At 65.5% G+C, this 23,562-nt stretch carries 18 protein-coding genes; 14 read left to right on the plus strand and 4 right to left on the minus strand.

From position 1 onward, the window contains the following. Positions 1–4: 4 nt before the first annotated feature. The 4 genes from LG661_RS01605 to LG661_RS01620 all read right to left on the minus strand — a co-directional run bounded on the left by LG661_RS01605 (position 5) and on the right by LG661_RS01620 (position 5,385). Positions 5–1,936 carry a potassium transporter Kup gene (locus tag LG661_RS01605; protein WP_230530116.1) on the minus strand — a complete coding sequence of 644 codons (1,932 nt, stop codon included), beginning with the start codon at positions 1,934–1,936 and terminating at the stop codon, positions 5–7. A 271-nt stretch (positions 1,937–2,207) separates the two neighbouring features. Then, on the minus strand, positions 2,208–3,494 hold the full coding sequence (ispG, locus tag LG661_RS01610; protein WP_230530117.1) for a flavodoxin-dependent (E)-4-hydroxy-3-methylbut-2-enyl-diphosphate synthase: 1,287 nt from the start codon (positions 3,492–3,494) through the stop codon (positions 2,208–2,210). 92 nt (positions 3,495–3,586) lie between these two features. Then, positions 3,587–4,237 (minus strand): class I SAM-dependent methyltransferase, encoded by a 651-nt coding sequence (locus LG661_RS01615; protein WP_230530118.1) that lies wholly within the window; start codon positions 4,235–4,237, stop codon positions 3,587–3,589. Then, complete coding sequence (locus tag LG661_RS01620) at positions 4,234–5,385, minus strand: glycosyltransferase family 4 protein (protein WP_230530119.1); 1,152 nt, start codon at positions 5,383–5,385, stop codon at positions 4,234–4,236. Before LG661_RS01620 ends, LG661_RS01615 begins: the two co-directional genes overlap by 4 nt. A gap of 104 nt (positions 5,386–5,489) precedes the next feature. Here LG661_RS01620 and LG661_RS01625 point away from each other — a divergent pair, with 104 nt between their 5' ends. From LG661_RS01625 to LG661_RS01685, 14 genes are all read left to right on the plus strand, one after another. Beyond that, positions 5,490–5,807, plus strand: coding sequence for a SemiSWEET family sugar transporter (locus LG661_RS01625; RefSeq protein WP_230530120.1), 318 nt, complete (start codon positions 5,490–5,492; stop codon positions 5,805–5,807). Between the two features lie 26 nt (positions 5,808–5,833). Next, positions 5,834–6,991, plus strand: coding sequence for a DNA topoisomerase IB (locus tag LG661_RS01630; RefSeq protein ID WP_230530121.1), 1,158 nt, complete (start codon positions 5,834–5,836; stop codon positions 6,989–6,991). Positions 6,992–7,058: 67 nt separating this feature from the next. Further along, positions 7,059–7,904, plus strand: a complete 846-nt coding sequence (locus tag LG661_RS01635; RefSeq protein ID WP_230530122.1) for an MBL fold metallo-hydrolase — start codon at positions 7,059–7,061, stop codon at positions 7,902–7,904. A 104-nt stretch (positions 7,905–8,008) separates the two neighbouring features. After that, positions 8,009–9,445, plus strand: a complete 1,437-nt coding sequence (locus tag LG661_RS01640) for a cytochrome ubiquinol oxidase subunit I (protein ID WP_230530123.1) — start codon at positions 8,009–8,011, stop codon at positions 9,443–9,445. A gap of 11 nt (positions 9,446–9,456) precedes the next feature. After that, a complete protein-coding gene (cydB, locus tag LG661_RS01645; RefSeq protein WP_230530124.1) occupies positions 9,457–10,506 on the plus strand; it encodes a cytochrome d ubiquinol oxidase subunit II in 1,050 nt (349 codons plus the stop codon). Continuing rightward, on the plus strand, positions 10,506–10,637 hold the full coding sequence (locus tag LG661_RS25005) for a hypothetical protein (protein ID WP_268995421.1): 132 nt from the start codon (positions 10,506–10,508) through the stop codon (positions 10,635–10,637). Before cydB ends, LG661_RS25005 begins: the two co-directional genes overlap by 1 nt. Before the next feature lie 608 nt (positions 10,638–11,245). Beyond that, positions 11,246–13,018, plus strand: a complete 1,773-nt coding sequence (locus LG661_RS01650) for a type I secretion system permease/ATPase (RefSeq protein ID WP_230530125.1) — start codon at positions 11,246–11,248, stop codon at positions 13,016–13,018. Next, on the plus strand, positions 13,019–14,344 hold the full coding sequence (locus LG661_RS01655; RefSeq protein WP_230530126.1) for an HlyD family type I secretion periplasmic adaptor subunit: 1,326 nt from the start codon (positions 13,019–13,021) through the stop codon (positions 14,342–14,344). It begins immediately after the preceding gene. Between the two features lie 245 nt (positions 14,345–14,589). Further along, positions 14,590–16,824 carry an alpha,alpha-trehalose-phosphate synthase (UDP-forming) gene (locus LG661_RS01660; RefSeq protein WP_230530127.1) on the plus strand — a complete coding sequence of 745 codons (2,235 nt, stop codon included), beginning with the start codon at positions 14,590–14,592 and terminating at the stop codon, positions 16,822–16,824. Next, positions 16,817–17,596: a trehalose-phosphatase gene (gene otsB, locus LG661_RS01665; RefSeq protein ID WP_230530128.1), complete on the plus strand. Its 780-nt coding sequence runs from the start codon at positions 16,817–16,819 to the stop codon at positions 17,594–17,596. Before LG661_RS01660 ends, otsB begins: the two co-directional genes overlap by 8 nt. A 3-nt stretch (positions 17,597–17,599) precedes the next feature. Then, positions 17,600–19,408 carry a glycoside hydrolase family 15 protein gene (locus LG661_RS01670; RefSeq protein ID WP_230530129.1) on the plus strand — a complete coding sequence of 603 codons (1,809 nt, stop codon included), beginning with the start codon at positions 17,600–17,602 and terminating at the stop codon, positions 19,406–19,408. Positions 19,409–19,509: 101 nt separating this feature from the next. Further along, the gene (locus LG661_RS01675; RefSeq protein WP_407666621.1) at positions 19,510–20,445 is read left to right on the plus strand and encodes a glucokinase; all 936 of its coding nucleotides are present in this window, start codon (positions 19,510–19,512) and stop codon (positions 20,443–20,445) included. Between the two features lie 71 nt (positions 20,446–20,516). Next, positions 20,517–21,632, plus strand: coding sequence for a succinylglutamate desuccinylase/aspartoacylase family protein (locus tag LG661_RS01680; RefSeq protein ID WP_230530131.1), 1,116 nt, complete (start codon positions 20,517–20,519; stop codon positions 21,630–21,632). 288 nt (positions 21,633–21,920) lie between these two features. Further along, positions 21,921–23,504 carry a peptide chain release factor 3 gene (locus tag LG661_RS01685; protein ID WP_230530132.1) on the plus strand — a complete coding sequence of 528 codons (1,584 nt, stop codon included), beginning with the start codon at positions 21,921–21,923 and terminating at the stop codon, positions 23,502–23,504. Positions 23,505–23,562 lie beyond the last annotated feature (58 nt).

Here is a 23,562-nt window from a genome sequence, read left to right on the forward strand (position 1 = left end):
AACCTCACACAGTGACCTGCGTGCCGACCTCCACCACGCGCCCGGTGGGGATCTGGAAGAAGTCCGTGGCGTCGCTCGCGGATTTTGCAAGGCTGATGAACAGCTTGTCCTGCCAGAGCGGCATGCCGGACTGTGTTGCCGGACGGATGGACCGGCGCGAGAGGAAGAACGACGTCGACATGATGTCGAACTTGAAGCCCTGCTTGCGCAGGATCGCGAGCCCGCGCGGAATGTTGGGCGTCTCCATGTAGCCGTAGCTCACCTGGATGCGCCAGAACGAATCGCCCACATGCTCGATTTGCACCCGGTCCTCGTCGTCGATCCGGGGCACGTCCACGCTGTTGACGGTGAGGATCACGTTCTTCTCGTGCAGCACCTTGTTGTGCTTGAGATTGTGGAGCAGGGCGGCCGGCGCGGTGTCCGGGTCGCTGGTGAGGAACACGGCGGTGCCCTTGACCTGATGAGGCGGGCTCTTCTCCAGCATCTTCACCAGTTCGAGGAAGGGCACGTCGATCTTGCGGGTCTTCTCGAACAGGATGTTCGTGCCCTTCACCCAGGTCCACATGAGCGTGATCAGCGCGGAGGCCAGCAGGACCGGCACGTAGCCGCCCGTGAACAGCTTCAGGAGGTTGGCGCCGAAGAACACGAGGTCGATGGCGAGGAACGGCAGCATCGTCGCGAGCGCCAGGCCGAGGCCCCAGCGCCAGCCCCGCCAGATCACGATGATGGCGAGGATGGCATCCACCGACATGGCGCCGAAGACGGACACGCCGTAGGCGTGGGACAGGTTGCTCGACGAGCCGAAGATGAGGACGAGCACGATCACGCCGAAGAGCAGCAGCATATTCACCTTCGGCAGGTAGATCTGCCCCTGGTGCGCTTCCGAGGTGAAGCGGATCTCCATGCGCGGCAGGAGACCGAGCTGGATGGCCTGGCGCGTGAGCGAGAAGGCTCCGGTAATGACCGCCTGGCTCGCGATGATGGTGGCGAGCGTCGCGAGGCCGATCATCGGCAGCAGCGCCCATTCCGGCACGAGACGGAAAAGCGGCGACTCGGCGGCTTCCGGATGGGCGAGGACGAGTGCGCCCTGGCCGAAATAGTTGATGGTGAGCGCCGGAAAGACGAGGTAGAGCCAGGCTCTCCGGATGGGCTTGGCGCCGAAATGGCCCAGGTCAGCATAGACCGCCTCGGCGCCCGTGACCGCAAGAGCCACCGCGCCGAGAACCGCGAGCGAGACGCTCGGGTGATCGACGAAGAACATGATGCCGTGGAGCGGATTGATCGCCAGGAGAACCGAGACGTCGTCCAGGATGTGAAGCGCCCCGGTCACGGCCAGGGTTGCGAACCAGACGAGCATGATCGGCCCGAACAGGGCGGCCACCTTTCCCGTCCCGCGGGACTGGGCGAGGAAGAGAGCCGTCAGGATCGCCAGGGTCAGGGGCACCACATAGGGCTCGAGGGCCGGCGTCACGAGGTTGAGGCCCTCTACGGCCGACAGCACCGAGATGGCGGGCGTGAGAACCGCGTCGCCGTAGAAGAGACCCGCGCCGACGATGCCGAGGAGCAGCACGACGCCGCGCTTGTGCCGCGCGGTGCGCTGAGCCAGGGCCACGAGGGTCAGGGTTCCGCCCTCTCCCTTGTTGTCCGCGCGCAGCAGGACGAAGACGTATTTGCACGTCACCACCAGCACGAGTGCCCACAGGATCAGGGACAGGGTGCCCAGGATGATGTCGCGGGTGACGGGACCGCCTGCCGCGGCCGCGGCGACCGATTCCTTGAAGGCATAGAGGGGGCTCGTGCCGATATCGCCGAAAACGACCCCGACGGCGCCGACGACCAGGGTCGTGAGGCTCGCCTTGCCATGGGCTTCGGGAAGAGAAGCTTCCGGAGCCGGTGAATCGGCGTGCCCTGGGACGGCGGTGTTCTGATCTGCCATGTGTATTTCTTTGCGGAAATGCCCGCGGACGGCCCTGAATCGGTGACTTGGCAACGTGACGAAGGGCGCCCCCCTTCCAGAGAGGACGCAACGGCCGTCGATGCCGGCGCGGCGGGCTTCTAACACATCGCGCCTGAGCTTAAAACGGAATTCGAGCGAGTGTTCCGCGGATCGTCTTCACTCCCCCTGAGGGGCGAAGGACGATCCGCAAGTCCCTGCTCACCGCGATATCGATGAAAAGCCGGCTTCCACAAACCTCAACGGCTTCGGCCTATTCGGCGGCGTCCCGTCCGGCTTGGCCATAGTTCTTCTCGATATAGTCGAGCACGATCTTCTGGAAGTCCTGGGCGAGGGTGGGGCCGCGCAGGGTCATGGCCTTCTTTCCGTCGATGAAGACGGGAGCGGCCGGCTGCTCGCCCGTGCCGGGAAGCGAGATGCCGATATTGGCGTGCTTTGACTCGCCGGGCCCATTCACGATGCAGCCCATCACCGCCACGTTCAGGTTCTCGACGCCGGGATGGGTGCGCCGCCACTCGGGCATGGAGGAGGAAATCCAGTTCTGGATGTCCCGCGCCAGCTCCTGGAAGACGGAGGAGGTCGTGCGCCCGCAGCCCGGGCAGGCGGCCACCAGAGGCACGAAGGTGCGGAAGCCCATGGTCTGGAGCAGTTCCTGCGCCGTCTTGACCTCGATGGTCCGGTCGCCCCCCGGTTCCGGGGTCAGGGAGAAGCGGATCGTGTCTCCGATGCCCTGCTGGAGCAGGATGCCGATGGCGGCGGAGGAGGCGACGATGCCCTTCGTGCCCATGCCGGCCTCGGTGAGGCCGAGATGGATGGCGTACTCGGAGCGGCGGGCGAGTTCCTGATAGACCGCGATCAGGTCCTGGACGGCGGAGACCTTGGCCGAGAGGATGATCCGGTCCTTAGGGAGACCGATCTCCTCGGCCCGGGCTGCCGACAGGAGCGCCGACTGGACCATGGCCTCGCGGGTGACCCAGCGCATGTCGCGCGGGTTGGCCGAGGCCGCGTTCTCATTCATGAGATGGGTCAGCAGTTCCTGATCGAGGGAGCCCCAATTCGCGCCGATGCGCACAGCCTTGCCGTGCTTGATCGCCAATTCGACGATTGCCGCGAACTGCCGGTCCTTCTTTTCCTTGAAGCCCACATTGCCGGGATTGATCCGGTACTTGTCGAGGGCCTCAGCGCAGGCCGGATGATCGGCAAGAAGCTGGTGGCCGATATAGTGGAAATCGCCCACCAGCGGCACGGTCACGCTCAGGCGGTCGAGACGCTCGCGGATCTTCGGCACGGCCGCCGCCGCTTCGTCCCGGTCGACCGTGATGCGGACGATCTCGGAACCTGCGCGGGCCAGCGCCGCCACCTGGGCGACGGTCGCGTCCACATCCGCCGTGTCCGTGTTGGTCATGGACTGGACCACGACCGGCGCACCGCCGCCGACCATGACGGAGCCGACGCGCACGCCCACCGTGCGGTGGCGCGGAGCCGGTCCTGCCAGGCTCTCGGGAGCGGCGTCGATGTCGGAGGAGGTGAGAAGAGACATGCTGCGATCCAGGGCGGCGCGGGATGGGCCGCCGCCGTTTAGCTGATGCGAAAACCCCTCTCCGTCAAGCTCGGCCGGAGGAGAGGCGGCGATCAATCCTGCTTGAACCGCCAGACGCTGCTCTTTTTGATCTCCGCGTCCTCGAGGCTGCGTGTGACGGGCACCTCGTAGGCGGCAAGACGCTCGAGACGGTCTTGAGGCAGGTAGCTGCGCCCCGGATCGCCGATGAGCACGGTTGCGCCCCTGCGGCTCAAGGCGAAGAGCCAGTCCGTGACCTTTTCCGCCAGGTCCCGCTCGTAGCAGATATCGCCCGCCAGAACCGTGTCCCAGCCCTGATCCTGTCCGACGAGGTCCGCCTGGACGGGGGTGATGGTGACGTCGTTCGCCTCGGCGTTGAGGGCCATGGCGGCAATCGCGAAGGAATCGATGTCGCAGGCCATGACCTCGGCGGCGCCGGCCTTCATGGCCGCAATGGCCACGAGCCCGGAGCCGGAGGCAAAATCCAAGACGCGGCGGCCGCGCACCGTTTCGGGATTGTCGAGGATATAGCGGGCGAGGGCCTGCCCGCCGGCCCAGGCGAAGGCCCAGAAGGGCGGGGGAAGGCCGATTGCGCCGAGCTCCTCCTCTGTCTTCTGCCAGAGATCAGTCGCCTCGTCCGCCACATGCAGGGAAATTTCCGGCGCGTGGGGCACCGGGCGAAGGCGCGTCTCGGCGCGGATGAAGGCGTTCGCGTCGTCGATCATGATGTCAGGATGGAGATATAGAGGCTTTTCAGCCTGTCCATCACGTCCCGCTCTGTAAACCCGTCGAGGACGCGGGCGCGGACCGCCTCGCCCATTCGGACGACCAGATCCGGATTGCTGGCGAGGGCAACGAGCGCCTCCGCCAAGCCCGAGGAATCATTGGGGGCAACGATGCGGCCCTCGATCCCGTCCCGCACCAGGGTCCGGCAGCCGGGAACGTCCGTGGTCAGGATGGCCCGGCCGCAGGCGGCAGCCTCCAGAAGCGTCCGGGGCAGGCCCTCGCCGCCGCGGGAGGGCAGGCAGGCCAGGTGGTGGTCGCGCCAGACCCCCGCGATGTCCCTTGTCGCGCCGTGCCAGGCGATGCCGAGCTCCGCATTCCAGGCCATCAGGGTCTCTTCAGGGATCGCCTTGGGATTGGAGGGATCGGGAGCGCCGTAGAGGGACAGCTCCACATCCGCTCCCTTCGCCCGTGCCGCACGCACGGCCTCCACCGCGAGGTCGACGCCCTTCGACCAGAGCATGCGGGCGACGACGGCCACCTTCAGCGGCGGCTGCGGGGGCAGGGGCTCCGGACGAAGGGCCTCGGGATTGACGCCTGCGCCGCCCACGATGGCGACATGAGGGGCCGCCGGGTCGAGGCCCAGGAGCCCGGGATCGTCCGTATTCTCGAAGAGGTAGCGGGTCCGTTTCGTTTCCAGCCCACGGACGAGCAGACGCACGGCCCGGCGCGCGAAACGCCCGGCAAGGTCCGTCCTGGCCCCGAGAAACCCCGAGCCGGTGAGCGCATAGACCCGGTTCGGGATGCCCGCCATGCCGGCGGCGAAGCCGCCGACCAGAATGCTGCGTAGCGCGATGCAGTGGACGAGATCCGCCTTCTCGGCCTTGAGGATCGAAGCGAGCTGCCCGGAGGCATAGCCCGCCGCCATGGGGTTCAGGCTGCGCCGCTCGGCCTGGAGCGGGATCACCTTCGCGCCCGTCGCCTCGATGGCCTCCCGGCGGGAGCGCACGCGGGTCACGACCGAAACGGAAAGGCCCAGCTCCCGCGCGGCCCGGGCCATGGGAAGGAAATGCGAGGCGAAGAACCAGTCTTCGGTGACGACGAAGACGAGCTTGCGGCCTTGGAGATCGGGAAGGGGCGAGGAGGACACGGGCAATCCGGCTTGAGATCCAGCCCTTCTAGCCGCCGCAGGAGCCTGAGGGAACTCCCCAAGTCCGATTCCGTTGCCGTCTGCCGAGCGAACGGGAGACGAGAATGAATCAGTGGGCGCCGACAATCCTGGCCACGGTGGCGGGTCTGCTCTCCACGTCGAGTTTCGCTCCTCAGGTGCTGAAGGCCTGGCGTGAGCGCGATACGACGGCGATCTCCAAGCGCATGTACATGGTCACCGTCACGGCCTTCACCCTCTGGTCGATCTACGGCTTCATGATCGGCAGCTGGCCTCTCATCGTCTTCAACCTGCTCAGCCTTGGCATGAGCGGTACGATCCTTGCCATCAAGATCCGCAACGAGCGCCTCGGGATCGATGCTCCTGTTTCGCGCAGGGAACCGGAGATGGCGCAGTCCAGTTGATGTCTCAGGCTTTTCCCAGGCGAGTGATGCTGCTGGATCCGAATTCCTCTCCCGAAAACGTCGTCGATCCGCGCGATGCCGCCGAGACGGCCGGTCTGACTTACGTATCGGACGAGGAGCCGGGCATCCGGCGCAAGAAAGCCGGCAAAGGTTTCACCTATCTGCGCCCCGACGGAAAGAAGGTCGAGGACGAGGCCACGCTGGAGCGCATCAGGAAACTCGCCATTCCTCCGGCCTATACGGATGTGTGGATCTGCCCCAAGGCCAGCGGTCATATCCAGGCCATCGGACGCGACGCCAAGGGGCGCAAGCAGTACCGCTACCATCAGGCTTTCCGAGAGGTTCGCGAGAGCACCAAGTACGAGCACATGCTCGAGTTCGCGAAGGGCCTGCCCGCGATCCGCAAGACCATCGACGAGCACATGAGCCAGCGCGGCCTGCCGCGTGAGAAGGTGCTGGCGACGGTGGTGCATCTGCTCGAGAACACGCTCATCCGCGTCGGCAATTCGGATTACGCCAAGCAGAACAAGAGCTACGGCCTCACGACCTTGCGCGATCCGCATGTGAAGGTGGATGGCTCGGAGTTGAAATTCCAGTTCAAGGGCAAGAGCGGTAAGACGTGGCGCCTGTCGGTCAAGGACCGACGCATCGCCAAGATCGTGAAGGCCTGCCAGGACCTGCCCGGTCAGGATCTCTTCCAATACCTCGACGAGAACGGCGAGCAGCAATCCGTCACCTCGGCGGATGTGAACGCTTATCTCAAGGACATCACCGGGCGCGAGATCACCGCCAAGGATTTCCGCACCTGGGCGGGAACGGTGCTCGCCGCCATGGCGCTGTCCGAGTTCGAGGAGTTCGACAGCGAGGCCAAGGCCAAGAAGAACATCCGCGCGGCCATCGAGACCGTCTCCGCCCGCCTCGGCAACACGCCCACGGTCTGCCGCAAATGCTATGTCCATCCGGAGGTCTTCACCTGCTATCTCGACAAGGCGCTGATGCTCGAAATCAAGGACGAGGCCGAGACGGAGCTGCGCGAGGAGCTTGCCTCCCTCAGGCCCGAGGAGGCCGCGGTCCTGACGCTCCTGCAGGAGCGTCTCTCGGAGGAAGTCGAGAAGGTCCGGAAGGAGGCCGGAAAGACGCGCCGCGCCTCTGCCGGCAAGGACCAAGCCGAGGCGCGCACCTGACGGGTACGAACATTTTGCGCGATTCCGACGTTGGAGCCGGGCCAGTCTCTTTACATCGAGGACACGCATGCGCATCCATCATCTCAACTGCGGCTGCATGTGCCCCATCGGGGGCAGGCTATGGGATGGCGTCAGCCGCGGTCCGACGGCGCAGCTGGTATGCCACTGCCTCCTCGTGGAGACGGACCATAGCGGCCTCGTCCTCGTCGATACAGGCTTCGGCTCGCGGGATGTGGAGGAGCCGTATGAGCGGTTGGGCCCGCTCTTCGTCCGGATGAACCGCATCCAGCTCGAGCACCGCTACACGGCGCTGGAGCAGGTGAAACGTCAGGGGTTCTCCCCGCGCGACGTGCGCCATATTGTCCTCACCCATCTCGATTTCGATCATGCGGGCGGGTTGGAGGACTTCCCGGAAGCGACGGTTCATGTGCTTCGCGCGGAGGCCGAGGAGGCCGAGGTGCGGCAGGGCTTCATCCATCGCCGCCGCTACCGCCCCGAGCAATGGGATGGCGTTCGCGACTGGCGCTTCTACGATCCGGACGGAGAGAGCTGGTTCGGCTTCGGCTCCGTGCGCGACCTCGACGGATTGCCGCCCGAGCTTCTGATGATCCCGCTTCCCGGACACACGATGGGGCATGCCGGCATAGCCATCGACACGCCCGAGGGGTGGCTGCTCAATGCCGGGGACGCCTATTTTCACCGGCACGAGATGGATGAGGAGCCCTCCTGCACGCCCGGTCTTGCCGCCTATCAGCGGATGATGGAGGAGAACCGGCCGATGCGGCTCCGCAATCAGGAAAGGCTGCGCATGCTGGCGAATGACGACCGCAGCAATGTCCGCATCTTCTGCAGCCACGATCCCGTCGAGCTGGAGGCTCTGTCGCGCCTCAGCACCGGATGGCGGCTTGTCTGAAGGGAATCTATTCCCTTAGCGCAAAGCTGCCGTGACCGTGCCCCACTGGTCCGCCCCCTTGTCCCGCCCTAAAAGCAGAGGGGACCATCGAAGGGGAAGCGGAAATGGAATTCGACGCCCTGATGCTCTCGCGCGTCCAGTTTGCGTTCACGGTTGCCTTCCACATCATCTTTCCGGCTTTCACCATCGGCCTCGCAAGCTGGCTCGCAGCGCTGGAATTCAACTGGCTGCGCACCGGTAACCCGCTCTACCGCAACCTCTTCCGCTTCTGGGTGAAGATATTCGCGGTCTCCTTCGGTCTCGGCGTGGTTTCCGGCATCGTCATGAGCTACCAGTTCGGCACCAACTGGTCGCGATACTCCGAGTTCACGGGCAACGTGCTGGGTCCTGTCATCGCCTACGAGGTGATCACGGCCTTCTTTCTCGAGGCGGCCTTCCTCGGCATCATGCTCTTCGGCTGGGAGAAGGTGGGCGACCGGCTGCATTTCTTCGCCACCTGCATGGTGGCGCTGGGCACCCTCATCTCCGCGTTCTGGATCCTCTCCGCCAATTCCTGGATGCAGACGCCTGCAGGCTACGCCATCGAGAACGGCAAGGCGGTGCCGGTCGACTGGTTCCAGATCATCTTCAACCCGTCCTTCCTCTACCGCTATGCCCACATGGTGATGGGCTGCTATCTCACGACGGCCTTCGCCGTGGCGGGAATGTCCGCGTGGATGCTGCTGCGTCATCCGCACGATGCGCCGGAATCCAAGCTTCTTGCCTCGCGGCGCTCCATGTCCATGGCGCTCTGGTTCGCCACCATCTTCGTGCCGATCCAGATCGTGATCGGCGATCTGCACGGCCTCGGCGTGCTGGAATACCAGCCCACGAAGCTCGCCGCCATCGAGGGCAACTGGGAGACGCAAGCCAACATGCCGCTTCGTCTCTTCGCCATCCCCGACGAGGAGGCGGAGATGAACCATTACGAGATTGCGATCCCGAAGATCGGCAGCTGGATCCTGACCCATGCCTATGACGGCGTCGTGCCGGGCCTGAAGGATGTGCCGCGCGAGGATCGCCCGCCGGTCTGGCCGGTCTTCTTCTCCTTCCGTGTCATGGTCGCCATCGGCTTTGCAATGCTCTTCATCGGCCTGTGGAGCGTTTACCTGCGCTGGAAAGGCACGCTCTTCACCAACAGGAAGTTTCTCTACGCCGCGATGCTGATGACCCCGTCGGGCTTCGGCGCGGTGCTCTTCGGCTGGTTCACCGCCGAGATCGGCCGTCAGCCCTGGGTGGTCTATGGCCTCCTGCGCACGGCAGACGCGGTCTCGCCCGTCTCCGCCGGCGCGGTCACCGCCTCGCTCCTCATCTTCGTTGTCGTCTACGCCTTCGTCTTCGGCTTCGGGTCCTACTACCTCGCGAAGCTCCTGCGTCGCGGACCGGATCCCGTCGAAGAGATCCGCGGCGACGATCCCGGCAAGAAGCCGAAGCGTCCGTTCTCGGTGCCGGACGAGGCGCTGGAAGGTGCGCCCGGCGACAAAGCTCTCCCGGCGCGATAGGAGGCGGCACCATGTTCGGTTACGGAATGGAACTCGAAGGTCTCGCCTTCTGGCTACCGGTGATCTGGGCCGCGCTCATTGCGGTCGCGGTCGCGATGTACGTCATCGTGGACGGCTTCGACCTCGGCGTCGGCATCCTCTTCAAGGCTGCGCACAACGAGAACTGGCGCGACCGCATGATGTTCTCGGTGGCTCCGGTCTGGGACGGCAACGAGACCTGGCTCATCCTCGGCGGCGGCGGCCTCTTCGCCGTCTTTCATATCGCCTATGCCGTGCTCATGCCGGCGCTCTACGTGCCGATCATCCTGATGCTGATTGCGCTCATCTTCCGGGGTGTCGCCTTCGAGTTCCGCTTCAAGTCGGGCCGCTCGAAGTTCCTGTGGGACAATTCCTTCTTCTTCGGTTCGCTGCTCGCCACCTTCTTCCAGGGCATGGTGCTGGGCGCCTTCGTCCAGGGCTTCGCCAATGACGGACGCCAGTTCACGGGCGGCACCTGGGATTTCCTGACGCTCTTCAGCGTGGTGACCGGCATCGGACTGATCTGCGGCTACGGGCTTCTCGGCGCGACCTGGTGTGTGATGAAGACCACGGGCGAACTGGAGATCTGGGCGCGGCGCATGGCCATCCGCTTCCTGATCGCGACGATCATCGCCATGGGGGTCGTGTCGCTCTGGGTGCCATTCCTCGGGCGGGAGATCGAGGACCGCTGGTTCTCCTGGCCCAACATCGCCTTCCTCGCGCCGATTCCGCTGATCACGGCGTTCACGGCCTACCGGCTCTACCGCAACCTGGAGGCCGGGACGCATTACAGGCCGTTCTTCAAGGCGATCGCCCTGTTCCTGCTTGGCTATCTCGGCCTCGGCATCAGCCTCTTTCCTTACCTCGTGCCGCCGAACCTCACGATCTGGGACACGGCCAACACCGTGACCTCCCAGCTCTTCGCCCTGGTCGGCTTTTCCATCGTGATGCCGCTCACCTTCGTCTATACGGCCTACGCCTATTACGTCTTCCGCGGAAAGGTGGCCGAGGAGATCAAGGGCGGGGGTTACGGATACCACTGATGAATGCAGGGCCGAGTCACACTCCGGAGAAGCGCTCCAAGCGGCTCCTCTGGTTCGTCTTCATCTACGTCGCGAGCCTCGCCGTCTTCGCGGCCCTCGTCTACGGCTTGCGCGGCCTTATTCCCCGCTGACGGGGGAGCTATATCGGATCGGCGGCATGCCCGGAGGGGGTAAGCCCGACGATTCCGATCCCGCGTCAAAGACCTCAAGAGGGCGGCTCGCCTGGCCCCGGACCTGCCTTGGCGCCGGCCGGGGAGCCTGCCGCCCGGATGGTCCCGGGCTGCCGCCGGGGCGCTCCTGTGCGGAGCCGCACCTGCTGGAGATTGCCCTCCAAGCTTCACGATGTGGCCGCATTGCTTCGGCAAAGGCGTTAACTACAGCGCCTTATCAAAGGGTTACGTTTGTGTTATAGAGTTTCGAGTGTGGCCCCTCCGAACGGGGGGTGACACTTATGTCCTAAAATTCCTCACGGGTTTTAGTTGACATTGTTGCGTGAAATAGGGTTACAAGAACATGGCGTAACGTAAGGCGCCGGACGATGGGGGCTCCCGCAATCATGTGGGTCAGAAGGATTAGCGCCGTTTCCCGGCGGTCCAGACGTGCTTTCCTCAGTCTTAAGCCTGCCTTCGCAGCCGTCGCGAGACGGCGAACGCCGTGCTAGGATCTTAGTTCTACGCGACGTCACGGCAGAACTCGACGGTACGGCACCGGCTAGACCGGCCCGCTTATGGAAGAAGACATGAAACAGGCATCCAGAAGACCCAAGGAAGACGGCGCGGAAGTCTTCGAGGCCCTCAAGGAAAGCAGCCCCGCCTTCATCGGCGTCGCGGCTTTCTCGGCCGTCGTAAACCTCCTGGCCCTGACCGGCTCGATCTACATGCTCCAGCTCTACGACCGGGTTCTGTCGAGCCAGAGCGTTCCCACCCTGATCGGTCTCTCCCTGATCGTGCTGGCGGCCTATTTCCTCCAGGGCGGCCTGGATACCATCCGCGGCAAGATGCTGGCGCGCATCGGCGCGCGCTTCGACGAGCTGCTTTCCCGGCGCATCTTCGACCTCGTGGCGGCCATGCCCCTCAAGGGCGCCAAGCAGGCCGAAAGCCTGCAGCCGATCCGCGATCTCGATACGATCCGCAGCTTCCTGTCGAGCCTGGGTCCCACGGCCCTGTTCGACATGCCCTTCATGCCGATCTTCTTCATCGGCTGCTTCATCATTCATCCCTGGCTCGGCTGGATGTCGGTGGTCGGCGGCCTCGTCATCGTCGCCCTGACCCTCTACACGGACGCCAAGAGCAAGGGCCCCTCCTACGAGCTGACGAAGAGCGCGGCCGAGCGCCACGCCATGGCCGAGACCAGCCGCCGCAACGCCGAGGTGGTGCGCGCGCTCGGCATGGTCGAGTTCCTCGGCAAGCGGTATGAGGAAGTCCACGTCAAGCATGTGGACGACGGACTGCGCGCCAGCGAATCGACCTCCGGCATCAGCGCCTTCGCCAAGGTCTTCCGCATGATCCTCCAGTCGGGCATCCTGGGCCTCGCCGCCTATCTCGTGATCCTCGGCGAAGTGTCGGGCGGCTCGATGATCGCGGCGTCGATCATGATGTCCCGCGCCCTCGCGCCCATCGAGATCGCGGTCGCTCACTGGAAGGGCTTCACGGCCTCCCGCCAGGCCTATCGCCGCCTGAAGCACATCCTGTCGATCATCCCGGCGCAGGAAAACCGGATGCCCCTGCCGGCCCCCAAGGCCACCCTCATGGCCGAGGAGATCTATGTCGGTGCTCCCGGAACCCAGTCTCCGATCGTGGGCGGCGCGTCCTTCGAGCTGCGCTCGGGCCAGGGCCTGGGCCTGATCGGCCCGAGCGCCTCCGGCAAGTCGACCCTCGCCCGCGCCCTCGTCGGCGTCTGGTCGACCCTGCGCGGCGACATCCGCCTCGACGGCGCCTCCCTCGACCAGTGGGATTCCGATGCGCTCGGCCGCCATATCGGCTACCTGCCGCAGGATGTGGAGCTGTTCGACGGCACCGTTGCCGAGAACATCGCCCGCTTCCAGCCCGATGCTTCGCCGGAAGCCATCATCTCCGCCGCCAAGACGGCCGGCGCCCATGACCTGATCCTGGGCCTGCCCGACGGCTACAACACCCGGATCGGCGAGGGCGGAACGGCCCTGTCGGGCGGCCAGCGCCAGCGCGTCGCGCTCGCCCGCGCCCTCTATGGCGATCCCTTCCTCGTCGTTCTCGACGAGCCGAATGCCAGCCTCGACGGCGCGGGCGACGAGGCGCTCAACGAGGCGATCCTCTCCGTGCGCCGGCGCGGGGGCATCGTGGTCGTCATCACCCATCGCCCGGCCGCCCTCGGCAACGTCGATACCGTCGCCATCATGGAAGAAGGGCGGATCAAGGCCATGGGCCCGCGGGACGAGGTCCTGCAGGCCGTCATGAAACGCAATGCAACGCCGGCGCCTGTCCGCCCGGCAGCACAGGGCGGGGCCCAGGCCGCTTCCCTGCGAGAGGTTGGTTAAATGATTTCCGTCGCAAGCAAACCAGCCAAGAAGTCCGTGCACCAGGAAGTGCTGCGCAAGTCGGCCATTGCCGGATGCTCGATGATCGCCCTGTTCTTCGGCACCATCGGCCTTTGGGCCGCCACGGCGACCCTGTCCGGCGCCGTGGTCGCCGGCGGCCAGTTCGTGATCGACACCAGCACCAAGAAGGTGCAGCACGCCAATGGCGGCATCGTCGGCGAGCTCAAGGTGCGTGACGGCGACTTCGTCAAGGAAGGCGACCTCCTGATCCGCCTGGACGAGACGCTGACCCGCGCCAACCTCCTGGTCGTGTCCAAGCAGCTCGACGAGTATCTGGCGCGCCAGTCCCGTCTCGAGGCGGAGCGCGACGGGGCGGACGAGGTCAAGATGCCGGCGGAATTCGCCGATCGCCTCGACGAGCCCGCCATCCAGAAGATCATGGGATCCGAGCGCACGCTCTTCGAGGCCCGCCGCGCATCCCGCGAGGCGCAGAAGGACCAGCTCAAGAAGCGGATCGCCCAGTCCCAGGACGAGATCACCGGCCTCAAGGCCCAGCAGGAGGCGAAGGCTCGCGAGGCCGACCTGATCAAGGAGGAGCTGAAGGGCGTCCGCGAGCTCTACGAGAAGAACCTCGTTCAGCTCTCCCGCCTCAATGCGCTCGAGCGTGACGCCGCCAGCATCGAGGGCCAGCGCGGCCAGCTGATCGCGGCGGTCGCCCAGGCGGAGAGCCGGATCGCCGAGACCTCGTTCCAGATCATCCAGGTCGACGAGCAGATGCGTGCGGAGGCCCTGCAGGAGCTGCGCGAGATCCAAGGCAAGATCGCCGAATACACCGAGCGCAAGGTGGCTGCTGAAGACCAGCTGAAGCGCATCGACATCCGCTCGCCCAGCTCCGGCTATGTCCACCAGCTGGCGGTTCATACGGTCGGCGGCGTCATATCGCCTGCCGAGCCCGTGATGTTCATCGTGCCGAGCAACGAAGAGCTCGACCTCGAGGCCCGCGTCCTCCCGAACGACATCGATCAGGTGAAGATTGGGCAGGAGGCGCACGTTCGCGTTCACGCCTCGCATGCGCGCTCGATCCCCGAGCTGAAGGGCAGCGTGTCCCGGATCTCGGCGGATATCTCACGGGACCAGCAGACCGGCACGCCCTTCTACACGATCCGCGTTTCGCTCCCGAAGAAGGAGATCGAGAAGCTCGGCAAGCTCAAGCTGATCGCCGGCATGCAGGCGGAGGTCTTCGTGCAGGTGAACGAGCGCACGCCGTTCGAATATCTCATCAAGCCGCTCGAGGAGCAGGTCGCCCGCGCCTTCCGCGAGCACTGAGCGCGCCTGGAAATCAGGGCTAACGGGATCCGCGGCAGCCTCGTGCAGCCGCGGATTTTCCTTTTCGGGGCCCCTCTAGAGCCCCCTCAGAGCATCTCAAGTCTGGAAAGTCTGCCATAACAGGCCCATAAAGGGTCCGGGTGCCGCTCTCCTGAAGCACCCGCCAGAGGCGAAACTTCGATGCTCTTCCGGAGTTGAAGCTTAGCCGTTCGGCATAATCTTTGAACCCGTAGGGAACCAGACTTTTGAGGATTATATTCCGCTTCGGCGGCATCGCATTGATCGTGGCGGCCATTGTCATCCTGGCCGTCCTACCCTTTGCGACGTCCTTCGTGGAGCAGTGGTCGCGCCGGGATGTCGAGCTGCGCTCGCGCCTCGTCTTCAATTCCGTCCGCGACCAGGTCAGCACTCTGCTCGCCCGCAACGACGCCGGGCAGATCGCGAGCCTCTTCGAGCGGATTGCCTCCGACGAGCGGGTGCTCGCAATCGGCTATTGCGACGGCCAGCGGCTGCTCTACCCGTCGAGCAACATGCCTCCCTCCTTCTCCTGCGAGCAGGCGGCCCGCTCCGAAACCGAGAGTTTCTCCATCATCACCACCCCTGAGAACCGCAACGTTCTCGTCAGTTCATTTCCGCTCAATGTCGGCGGCCGGTCCGGGCACCTCGTGGTCCTGCACGACCTGAGCTACGCCGACCAGCGCGGCTGGCAGGCCCGCAACTACCTGTTCCTTGCGCTGGCCGGTGTCGCCTTCGGAGCGGCGGCGCTGGCCGCCATGATCGCCGCCATCATCATGCGGCGCTGGCTCGCCTCGATCCGTCAGGCCATCGAGAGCGCCCGCGCCGGAACCGCCAACCCCCACACGGACGAGAACCTGATTCCCATCGGGCAGGAGGTCCGCGAGGTGCTGCAGGAGCTCGAAGCCTCGCGGCGGACCATCGACGCGGCCCACACGGACTGGAGTCCGGAGACCCTGCGCGCGGCCCTGCTGAACGAGTTATCCGGGTCTGAGGTCATCGTGGTCTCCAACCGCGAGCCCTACATCCATAACCGGACGGAGAATGGCATCTCCCTGCAGATCCCGGCGAGCGGCCTCGTGGCGGCGCTGGAGCCCGTCACCCGGGCCTGCGGCGGCACATGGGTGGCCCACGGCAGCGGCTCGGCGGACCGCGACGTGGTCGACGCCCATGACCGCGTGCCCGTCCCCCCGAGCAACCCGTCCTACACGCTGCGCCGCGTCTGGCTGACCGACGAGGAGCAGGACGGCTACTATTACGGGGCAGCCAACGAGGGGCTCTGGCCCTTGTGCCACATCGCCTTCGTGCGCCCGGTCTTCCGCGAGGCGGACTGGCGCATGTATCGCGCGGTCAACGAGAAATTCGCCGAGGCCGTCGTGGCGGAAGCCAAGCGCGAGGACCCGATCATCCTCGTGCAGGACTACCATTTCGCGCTTCTCCCGCGCATGATCCGCAACCGGCTTCCCCGTGCGACCATCGTCACGTTCTGGCACATTCCCTGGCCGAACGAGGAGACCTTCGGCATCTGCCCGTGGCGCGAAGAGATCATCGACGGGCTGCTCGGCTCGTCGATCCTGGGTTTCCACACCCCGGCCCACTGCAACTACTTCTTCGACGCCGTCGACGCATATATGGAAAGCCGCATCGACCGGGAGCGGGATTCCGTCACATATGGCGGTGAGGAAACCCTGATCCGTCCCTACCCGATCTCCATCGAGTGGCCGCCGACTGCGCTCGAAGGGCAAAAGCCCGTTCCCGAGTGCCGCCGCGCCGTGCGTGAGCGCCTGGGCCTGCCGCAGGACGTGCACATCGGCGTCGGGATCGAGCGGTTCGACTATACCAAGGGCATCCTCGACCGGATGCTCGCCATCGATGCGCTGCTCACCGAACATCCCGAATGGAAGGGGCGCTTCGTCTTCATCCAGGTGGCGGCTCCGACCCGCAGCAAGCTGACGAACTACCGCCTCCTCCAGGAGGAGGCCGAGAACCTCGCCCGCGATATCAATACCCGGCACGGCAGCGAGGATTACGAGCCCATCAAGCTGCTGATCCGCCACCACGAGCCCGACCAGGTCTTCGAGCTCTTCCGCGCTGCGGATCTGTGCATCGTGTCGAGCCTGCACGACGGCATGAACCTCGTCGCCAAGGAGTTCGTGGCGGCCCGCGACGACGAGGAGGGCGTTCTCATCCTCTCCGCTTTCGCAGGGGCCTCCCGCGAATTGTCCGAGGCGCTGATCGTCAATCCCTACGATGCCCACGCCATGGGCGAGGCGATCCATCGCGCATTGCTCATGCCTCAGGGCGAGCAGCTCGAGCGGATGCGCCTCATGCGCGACCAGGTCAAGGAGCGTAACGTCTATCGCTGGGCGGGCCAGATGCTGCTCGCAGCATCCCGCCTGCGCAAACGGCAACGGATCCGGCGTCTGATTGCGGAAGGCCGGAGGCAGGCGACGACCAATGCGTAAGACTTCCACACAACGCATTCCCGCATCCAATGCTGGCGGGGATTACGCGCTTTTCCTCGATTTCGACGGGACGCTCGTCGACATCGTCGAGCGTCCCGATGCGGTCGCCGTGGATCCGGCGCTGCCGGGCATTCTGCTGCGCCTGCAGGAACGCCTCGGCGGCGCGCTCGCGGTCATCAGCGGACGCCCCATCGCCTTCCTCGATCCGAAGCTCGCGCCGTACCAGTTCGATATTGCGGGCCTGCACGGGCTCGAGCACCGTATCGCCGGCAGGCATTACGAGTGCGATCCGGAGGACCACCCGCAGCTTCGCGCGATGGTCGAGAGGCTCGGCGACATCGTGGCGCCGAAGCCGGGTCTGATCGTCGAGGACAAGGGCTGCTCCGTCGCTCTCCATTGGCGGCAGGCGCCCCAGGAGAAGGAGTTCGCGCTCGCCACCGCCCATGCGGCGGCCGAGGCGCTAGGGAGCGATTACCGGCTCCAGCACGGCAAGGCCGTGGCCGAGATCCTTCCCGCCGCGGCGGGGAAGGGCAAGGTCATCGAGCGCTTCCTCCAGGAATCCCCCTACAAGGGGCGGCGGCCGATTTTCGTCGGCGACGACCTGACCGACGAGAACGGCTTCAAGACCGTCAACGCCCATGACGGGCTTTCCGTCCGCATCGGATCCGGCGAGACCATTGCCAAGGTACGACTGGAATCTCCCGCGGATTTAAGGCATGCCCTGTCCACGTGGGCCTCGGAGGGCTCGCTTCCTTTCGACGTGGATGAGTGATCGATGAGTTCGTTGGATCTTGCCGTCATCGGCAACTGCATGATCGCGGCCCTGGTGGACCGCCGTGCGCAGATCGTCTGGAACTGCTTTCCCCGTTTCGACGGCGATCCCGTCTTCTCCGCGCTTCTCGACTGCCCGGAGGGGCGCTCGGATACGGAGCAGCGCGGCGTCTTCGCCATCGATATGATCGGCATGGTGTCCTGCGAGCAGCGTTATCTCGAGAATACGGCGGTGCTCGTCTCGCGGATGACGGATTCCTCCGGCAATATCGTCGAGGTCACCGATTTCGCACCCCGCTTCAAGCATTTCGACCGGATCTTCCGCCCTCCGATGCTCGTGCGCCGGGTCCATCCCGTGAAGGGGCGGCCCCGTATCCGGGTGCGACTCAGGCCCCATTTCGAATGGGGCGAGACCCAGCCGAGCCGGACCCGCGGCAGCAATCACCTGCGCTTCTTAGGGCCTCACCATTCCCTTCGGCTCACCACCGATGCGCCGATGTCCTACGTGCAGGAGGAGCGGGACTTCGTGGTCGACCGGCCCATGTCCTTCTTCTTCGGCGAGGACGAGCCGCTGCGCTCGGAGGTCGATTCGACCGCCCGCCAACTCCTCGACAGCACTCTGGATTTCTGGCGCGACTGGGTGCGCTCCCTGTCCGTCCCGTTCGACTGGCAGGAGGCGGTGATCCGCGCCGCCATCACCCTCAAGCTGTGCAACTTCGAGGAGACCGGCGCGATCGTTGCCGCGCTGACCACATCTGTGCCGGAAGCGCCGCATACGCAGCGCAACTGGGATTACCGCTATTGCTGGCTGCGCGACGCCTATTTCGTCATTCAGGCGCTGAACCGGCTCGGCACGACGAAGACGATGGAGGAATACCTCAACTTCATCACCAATCTGGTCGACGACATGGACAACAATCCCGGCCAGAAGGACATGCCGCCGCTCTTCAGCATCACACGCTCGCCTGACCTGGAGGAGCGGGAGGCGACCGCTCTTGCCGGCTATCGCGGGATGGGTCCCGTGCGCGTCGGCAACGCGGCCTACACGCAGATCCAGAACGACGCCTATGGGAGCATCGTTCTCGCGTCGATCCACGCCTTTCTCGACCGCCGCCTGATCCGCACCGGCAACGCCGCCCTGTTCGAGCATCTGGAGAAGATGGGACAGCGCGCCGTCGAAGTCTTCGATCAGCCCGATGCGGGGCCGTGGGAGCTGCGCACCAAGGCGTCCGTGCACACCTTTCCGAGCGTGATGTGCTGGGCAGCCTGCGACCGCCTCGTCAAGATTGCCCAGGCGCTGGGGCACGAGGATCGCGCCGTGTACTGGCGCGAACAGGCGGATCGCATGCACAGGATCATCGACGAGCGCGCCTACAATCCAAAGAAGGGCACCTTCGTCTCGTCCTTCGACGGCGAGCATCTCGACGCGACGCTGCTCCTCCTGTCCGAACTCGATTTCGTCAAACCCGACGATCCGCGCTTCATCGCCACGGTGGACGCCATCGGCAAGACCCTGCGCCGGGGCGACCTTCTCCTGCGCTACGACGTGGAGGACGATTTCGGGCGCATGCACACGGCCTTCATGATCTGCGGCTTCTGGTACGTGGACGCCCTCAACGCCATCGGGCGCAAGGAGGAGGCCATCGAACTGTTCGAGCACATCCTGAGCCTGCGCAACTCCTTCGGCCTGTTTTCGGAGGATGCCGACTATACGACCGGCGAGCTTTGGGGCAACTTCCCGCAAACCTACTCCATGGTCGGTCTCATCAATTCCGCGGTGCGGCTGAGCCGGAGCTGGGAAGAGGCATTCTGATCCCCTCGTCCCGTGGAGGAGGCAGAAAGGACGGTTATCCGATGTTTGCGTTTCCTGTCCTGCTTGGCGACATCGGCGGCACCAATGCCCGTTTCGCCGTTCTGCCTGCGCCGGGAGAGCCGCTGCAGCTGCTGCCGCGCATGCGCACGGCCCAGACGCCCGACCCCGTCGAGGCGATCCGGAACGCCTTGGGCTCCTATGACGGGGAGGCCCCCCGCTCCGCGATGATCGCCGTGGCGACCCGGGTCGATGGGCCTGTGATCCGCCTCACCAACGCCCAGTGGGTGATCGACGCCGAGGCCATCGGCCGGGCTTTCGGCCTCGAGCGGGTCGCGCTCGTGAACGACTACACTCCCGTCGCCGCGGCCACGGCGGTGCTGGACATGGCTCGCGGAGACCTCGCCCCCATCGGGGACCTCATGCCGGCCGGACCCGGAACCCGCGTCGTGCTGGGGCCCGGCACCGGACTCGGCGCGGGCGCTCTGGTTCCCGTGGAGGATCGTCTCGCGATCCTGGCCACGGAAGCGGGCCATATGGAGTTCGGGCCGACGACCGACGAGGAGGCTGCCCTCTGGCCGCATCTGGAGCGGGTCGGCGGGCGGGTCTCGGCCGAGGTCCTCCTGTCCGGTCCAGGGCTGTTTCGCATCGGGAGGGCCCTTGCCGCCTGCCGCCGGGTGAACTGCCCGTTCACCGCCCCCAACGACGTGCTCGAGGCGAGGCGCGGCGGCGACGAACTGGCGGCTGCGACCCTCGATCTCTTCGCCCGCTGGCTTGGTCGCTTCGCGGGCGACCTGGCGCTCACCTTCGAGGCTTCCGGCGGCGTCTTCATCGCGGGCGGCATCGCGCCCCGCATGGTCGACGTGCTCCAGGCGGGCGGCTTCCGCGAGGTCTTCGACCACAAGGCTCCCCATGAGAAATGGGCGCGGAAGGTCCCCGTCTTCGTCATCATCAACCCGGAACCCGCCCTGGAGGGGCTGGCGGCGCTGGTGACGGATCCGGGACGATTCGTCTTCAAGTCCCAGGGCTGGCAGGCGTAAAGCTGTTCAAGGAGCCGGGGCGCTGCTAATCCGGCTTGTCGCCCCGCATCGAGGGCTCTTGTCCGGTTGTCATGAGATCAGAACAGATTCCCCTTTCGCCGCTTGCTCCGGGAGTAGGCCTGTCGCTGCTGGTCCAGCGCTTCGGTCAGCCGCGAGCCCGTCCCCAGGTCTATGTCCAGGCCTCGCTCCATGCCGACGAGATCCCCGGCATGATCACGGCCCATCATCTGCGCGAGCGCCTGTCGAGGCTCGAGGCGGAGGGCAGGATCAAGGGCGAGATCGTCCTCGTGCCCTCCGCCAATCCCATCGGCCTCGCCCAGAAGGTGCTGGGAGATCACATCGGCCGCTTCAACCTCGCGGACGGCGTCAATTTCAACCGGGGCTATCCCGACCTGACGCCGAAGGCGGCCGAGCGCATCGAGGGCAGGCTGACGGGCGAGGGCGAGGCGAATGTCCGCCTGATCCGGGAGGCCCTGCAGGCCGAGCTCGAGGCCTGGGAGACCTCCAATCCCGCCGAGGTCATGAAGAAGGCGCTGCTCCGGCTGGCGCTGGACGCAGACATCGTGCTCGATCTCCACTGCGACTCGGAAGCGGTGGCGCATCTCTATACCCACACCCGCTCGGCGGACGAGTTCGCGCCCCTCTCGGCGCTGCTGGGCGCTCACGCCTATCTCCTGGCCGATGTCTCCGGCGACGAACCGTTCGACGAGGCCTGCAGCCGTCCCTGGGCGGAGCTGGCCGACCGCTTTCCGGACAAGCCCATCCCCTTCGGCTGCCACTCCACCACCCTCGAGTTCCGGGGCGAGCGGGATGTAAGCCATGAACTGGCGCAGGCCGATGCGGCAGCTCTGGTCGACTATATGATCCTGCGCGGCGTTGTTGCGGGGGATGCGCCCACGGTGCCCAAGGCGCTCTGTCAGCCCACCGAACTCGCGGCTTCCGAGCCGGTCACGTCTCCCGCTTCCGGGATCGTGGTGTTCAGGGCCGATGTGGGGGCCCGGGTGAGGGCGGGTGACCCGATCGCCGATGTCGTCGACCCGCATACGGGCGCCACGGTTCAGGCCAAGGCCCCTTGCGACGGCGTCATGTTCGCCCGGCTCTCGCAGCGTTTCGCGATTGAGGGGCAGCGTCTTGCCAAGGTGGCCGGGTTCACGGCCAGGCTGACGGGCAAGCTCCTGAGCGCTTGAGGATCAGGCAAAAAGACAAAAAGAAAGGCCGCCTTGAGGGCGGCCTTTCCATTGTCGGGTCCACGGCCCCTGAGGAGCCGGCCATTTCGTGCGTTACGCACCAATCTCGGCAGAGGCCAAGATCCAGGTCACGGCAACCGGGGACCGTAGGGTATGACAATGAGACACTGGATCACCTCCTTTCGTTGTTGACGGGAAACCCCCATATGGGGTGAGAAGAGGCCAACGAAAGGGCGGGGCGCTGCGGCGTTCTGTCCTCCACCTCGTTTCCAGAGCGCACCGAGAACCATGACCGACCTCCCGGCTCCCGTGAGCCGCCGCCGAACCTTTGCGATCATCTCCCACCCGGACGCGGGTAAGACCACGCTGACCGAAAAGCTCCTGCTGTTCGGCGGCGCGATCCAGCTCGCGGGCGAGGTGAAGGCCAAGAAGAACCGCGTCTCGACCCGCTCCGATTGGATGGGGATCGAGAAGGAGCGCGGCATCTCGGTCGTGACCTCGGTCATGACCTTCGAGTATGGCGGCTGCGTCTTCAACCTGCTCGACACGCCGGGCCACGAGGACTTCTCGGAGGACACCTACCGCACGCTGACCGCCGTGGACTCGGCCATCATGGTCATCGACGCGGCGAAGGGCATCGAGGCGCGCACGCGCAAGCTCTTCGAGGTCTGCCGCATGCGCGACATTCCCATCGTCACCTTCATCAACAAGATGGACCGCGAGGCGCGCAATCCGTTCGATCTCCTCGACGAGATCGAGAAGACGCTGGCGCTCGACACCGCGCCGGTCACCTGGCCCATCAGCCAGGGCAGGAACTTCGCAGGCACGTTCGACCTGCGCCGCAACATGGTCCGCCGCATCGACACGGACGAGGAGCCGACGGAGGTCTCCGGCCCCGACGATCCGAAGCTTCTGAACCTGCTGCCGCCGGAAGAGGTGGAGGCATGGCAGGAGGAGGTCTTCCTCGCGCAGGAAGCCTGCAAGCCGTTCGATCTCAAGGCCTTCCGCGAGGGCCATCTCACGCCCGTGTTCTTCGGCTCGGCCCTGCGCAATTTCGGCGTGCGCGATCTCATCGACTCGCTTGCAGCCTATGCCCCGCCCCCGCGCGGGCAGGAGGCCGACAAGCGCCTGGTGGAAGCGGACGAGCCGAAGATGACCGGCTTCGTGTTCAAGATCCAGGCGAACATGGATCCCAACCACCGCGACCGCATCGCCTTCATGCGCATCTGCTCCGGCAGGCTCCAGCGCGGCATGAAGGCGAAGCTCGTGCGCACCGGCAAGCCCATGAGCCTCAACACGCCGCAATTCTTCTTCGCGCAGGACCGCGCGATTGCGGACGAGGCCTGGGCCGGCGACGTGGTGGGCATTCCGAACCACGGCACCCTGCGCATCGGCGACACGCTGACCGAGGGCGAGGACATCGTCTTCCGCGGCGTGCCGAGCTTCGCGCCGGAGATCCTGCGCCGCATCAAGCTGCAGGATGCGATGAAGGCGAAGAAGCTGCGCGAGGCGCTGCAGCAGATGGCGGAGGAGGGCGTCGTTCAGCTCTTCGTCCCGCAGGACGGCTCGGGCGCCATCGTGGGCGTCGTCGGCGCCCTGCAGCTTGACGTGCTGAAAGAACGCCTCAGCGCCGAATACGGCCTGCCCATCGACTACGAGCCGACGCGCTTCTCGATCTGCCGCTGGATCACGGCGGACGACGCCAAGGAGCTGGACAAGTTCGTCGAGAGCCACCTGTCGTCCATGGCGCGCGATCTCGACGACGCGCCGGTCTTCATGGCGGCCAACACCTTCAACCTTCAATACGAGATGGACCGCTACAAGGCGATCCGCTTCTCGGACGTGAAGGATTATCAGAAGAAGGCGGCGTAAGCCGCCTCACGGCGCCTCTCCCGCAGCCTCATCCTGAGAAGCCGCTGCAAGCGGCGTC

This window comes from Microvirga roseola, assembly GCF_020866965.1.
GTDB lineage: Bacteria > Pseudomonadota > Alphaproteobacteria > Rhizobiales > Beijerinckiaceae > Microvirga > Microvirga roseola.

What these genes read in the sequence shown, in the direction of transcription:
- ispG (WP_230530117.1), bottom strand. Translation starts at nt 3,494, where the DNA reads ATGTCTCTTCTCACCTCCTCCGACATCGACGCCGCTCCCGAGAGCCTG.
- LG661_RS01605 (WP_230530116.1), bottom strand. Translation starts at nt 1,936, where the DNA reads ATGGCAGATCAGAACACCGCCGTCCCAGGGCACGCCGATTCACCGGCT.
- LG661_RS01615 (WP_230530118.1), bottom strand. Translation starts at nt 4,237, where the DNA reads ATGATCGACGACGCGAACGCCTTCATCCGCGCCGAGACGCGCCTTCGC.
- LG661_RS01685 (WP_230530132.1), top strand. Translation starts at nt 21,921, where the DNA reads ATGACCGACCTCCCGGCTCCCGTGAGCCGCCGCCGAACCTTTGCGATC.
- cydB (WP_230530124.1), top strand. Translation starts at nt 9,457, where the DNA reads ATGTTCGGTTACGGAATGGAACTCGAAGGTCTCGCCTTCTGGCTACCG.
- LG661_RS01655 (WP_230530126.1), top strand. Translation starts at nt 13,019, where the DNA reads ATGATTTCCGTCGCAAGCAAACCAGCCAAGAAGTCCGTGCACCAGGAA.
- LG661_RS01640 (WP_230530123.1), top strand. Translation starts at nt 8,009, where the DNA reads ATGGAATTCGACGCCCTGATGCTCTCGCGCGTCCAGTTTGCGTTCACG.
- LG661_RS01650 (WP_230530125.1), top strand. Translation starts at nt 11,246, where the DNA reads ATGAAACAGGCATCCAGAAGACCCAAGGAAGACGGCGCGGAAGTCTTC.
- LG661_RS01635 (WP_230530122.1), top strand. Translation starts at nt 7,059, where the DNA reads ATGCGCATCCATCATCTCAACTGCGGCTGCATGTGCCCCATCGGGGGC.
- LG661_RS01670 (WP_230530129.1), top strand. Translation starts at nt 17,600, where the DNA reads ATGAGTTCGTTGGATCTTGCCGTCATCGGCAACTGCATGATCGCGGCC.
- LG661_RS01625 (WP_230530120.1), top strand. Translation starts at nt 5,490, where the DNA reads ATGAATCAGTGGGCGCCGACAATCCTGGCCACGGTGGCGGGTCTGCTC.
- LG661_RS01630 (WP_230530121.1), top strand. Translation starts at nt 5,834, where the DNA reads ATGCTGCTGGATCCGAATTCCTCTCCCGAAAACGTCGTCGATCCGCGC.
- otsB (WP_230530128.1), top strand. Translation starts at nt 16,817, where the DNA reads ATGCGTAAGACTTCCACACAACGCATTCCCGCATCCAATGCTGGCGGG.
- LG661_RS25005 (WP_268995421.1), top strand. Translation starts at nt 10,506, where the DNA reads ATGAATGCAGGGCCGAGTCACACTCCGGAGAAGCGCTCCAAGCGGCTC.
- LG661_RS01680 (WP_230530131.1), top strand. Translation starts at nt 20,517, where the DNA reads ATGAGATCAGAACAGATTCCCCTTTCGCCGCTTGCTCCGGGAGTAGGC.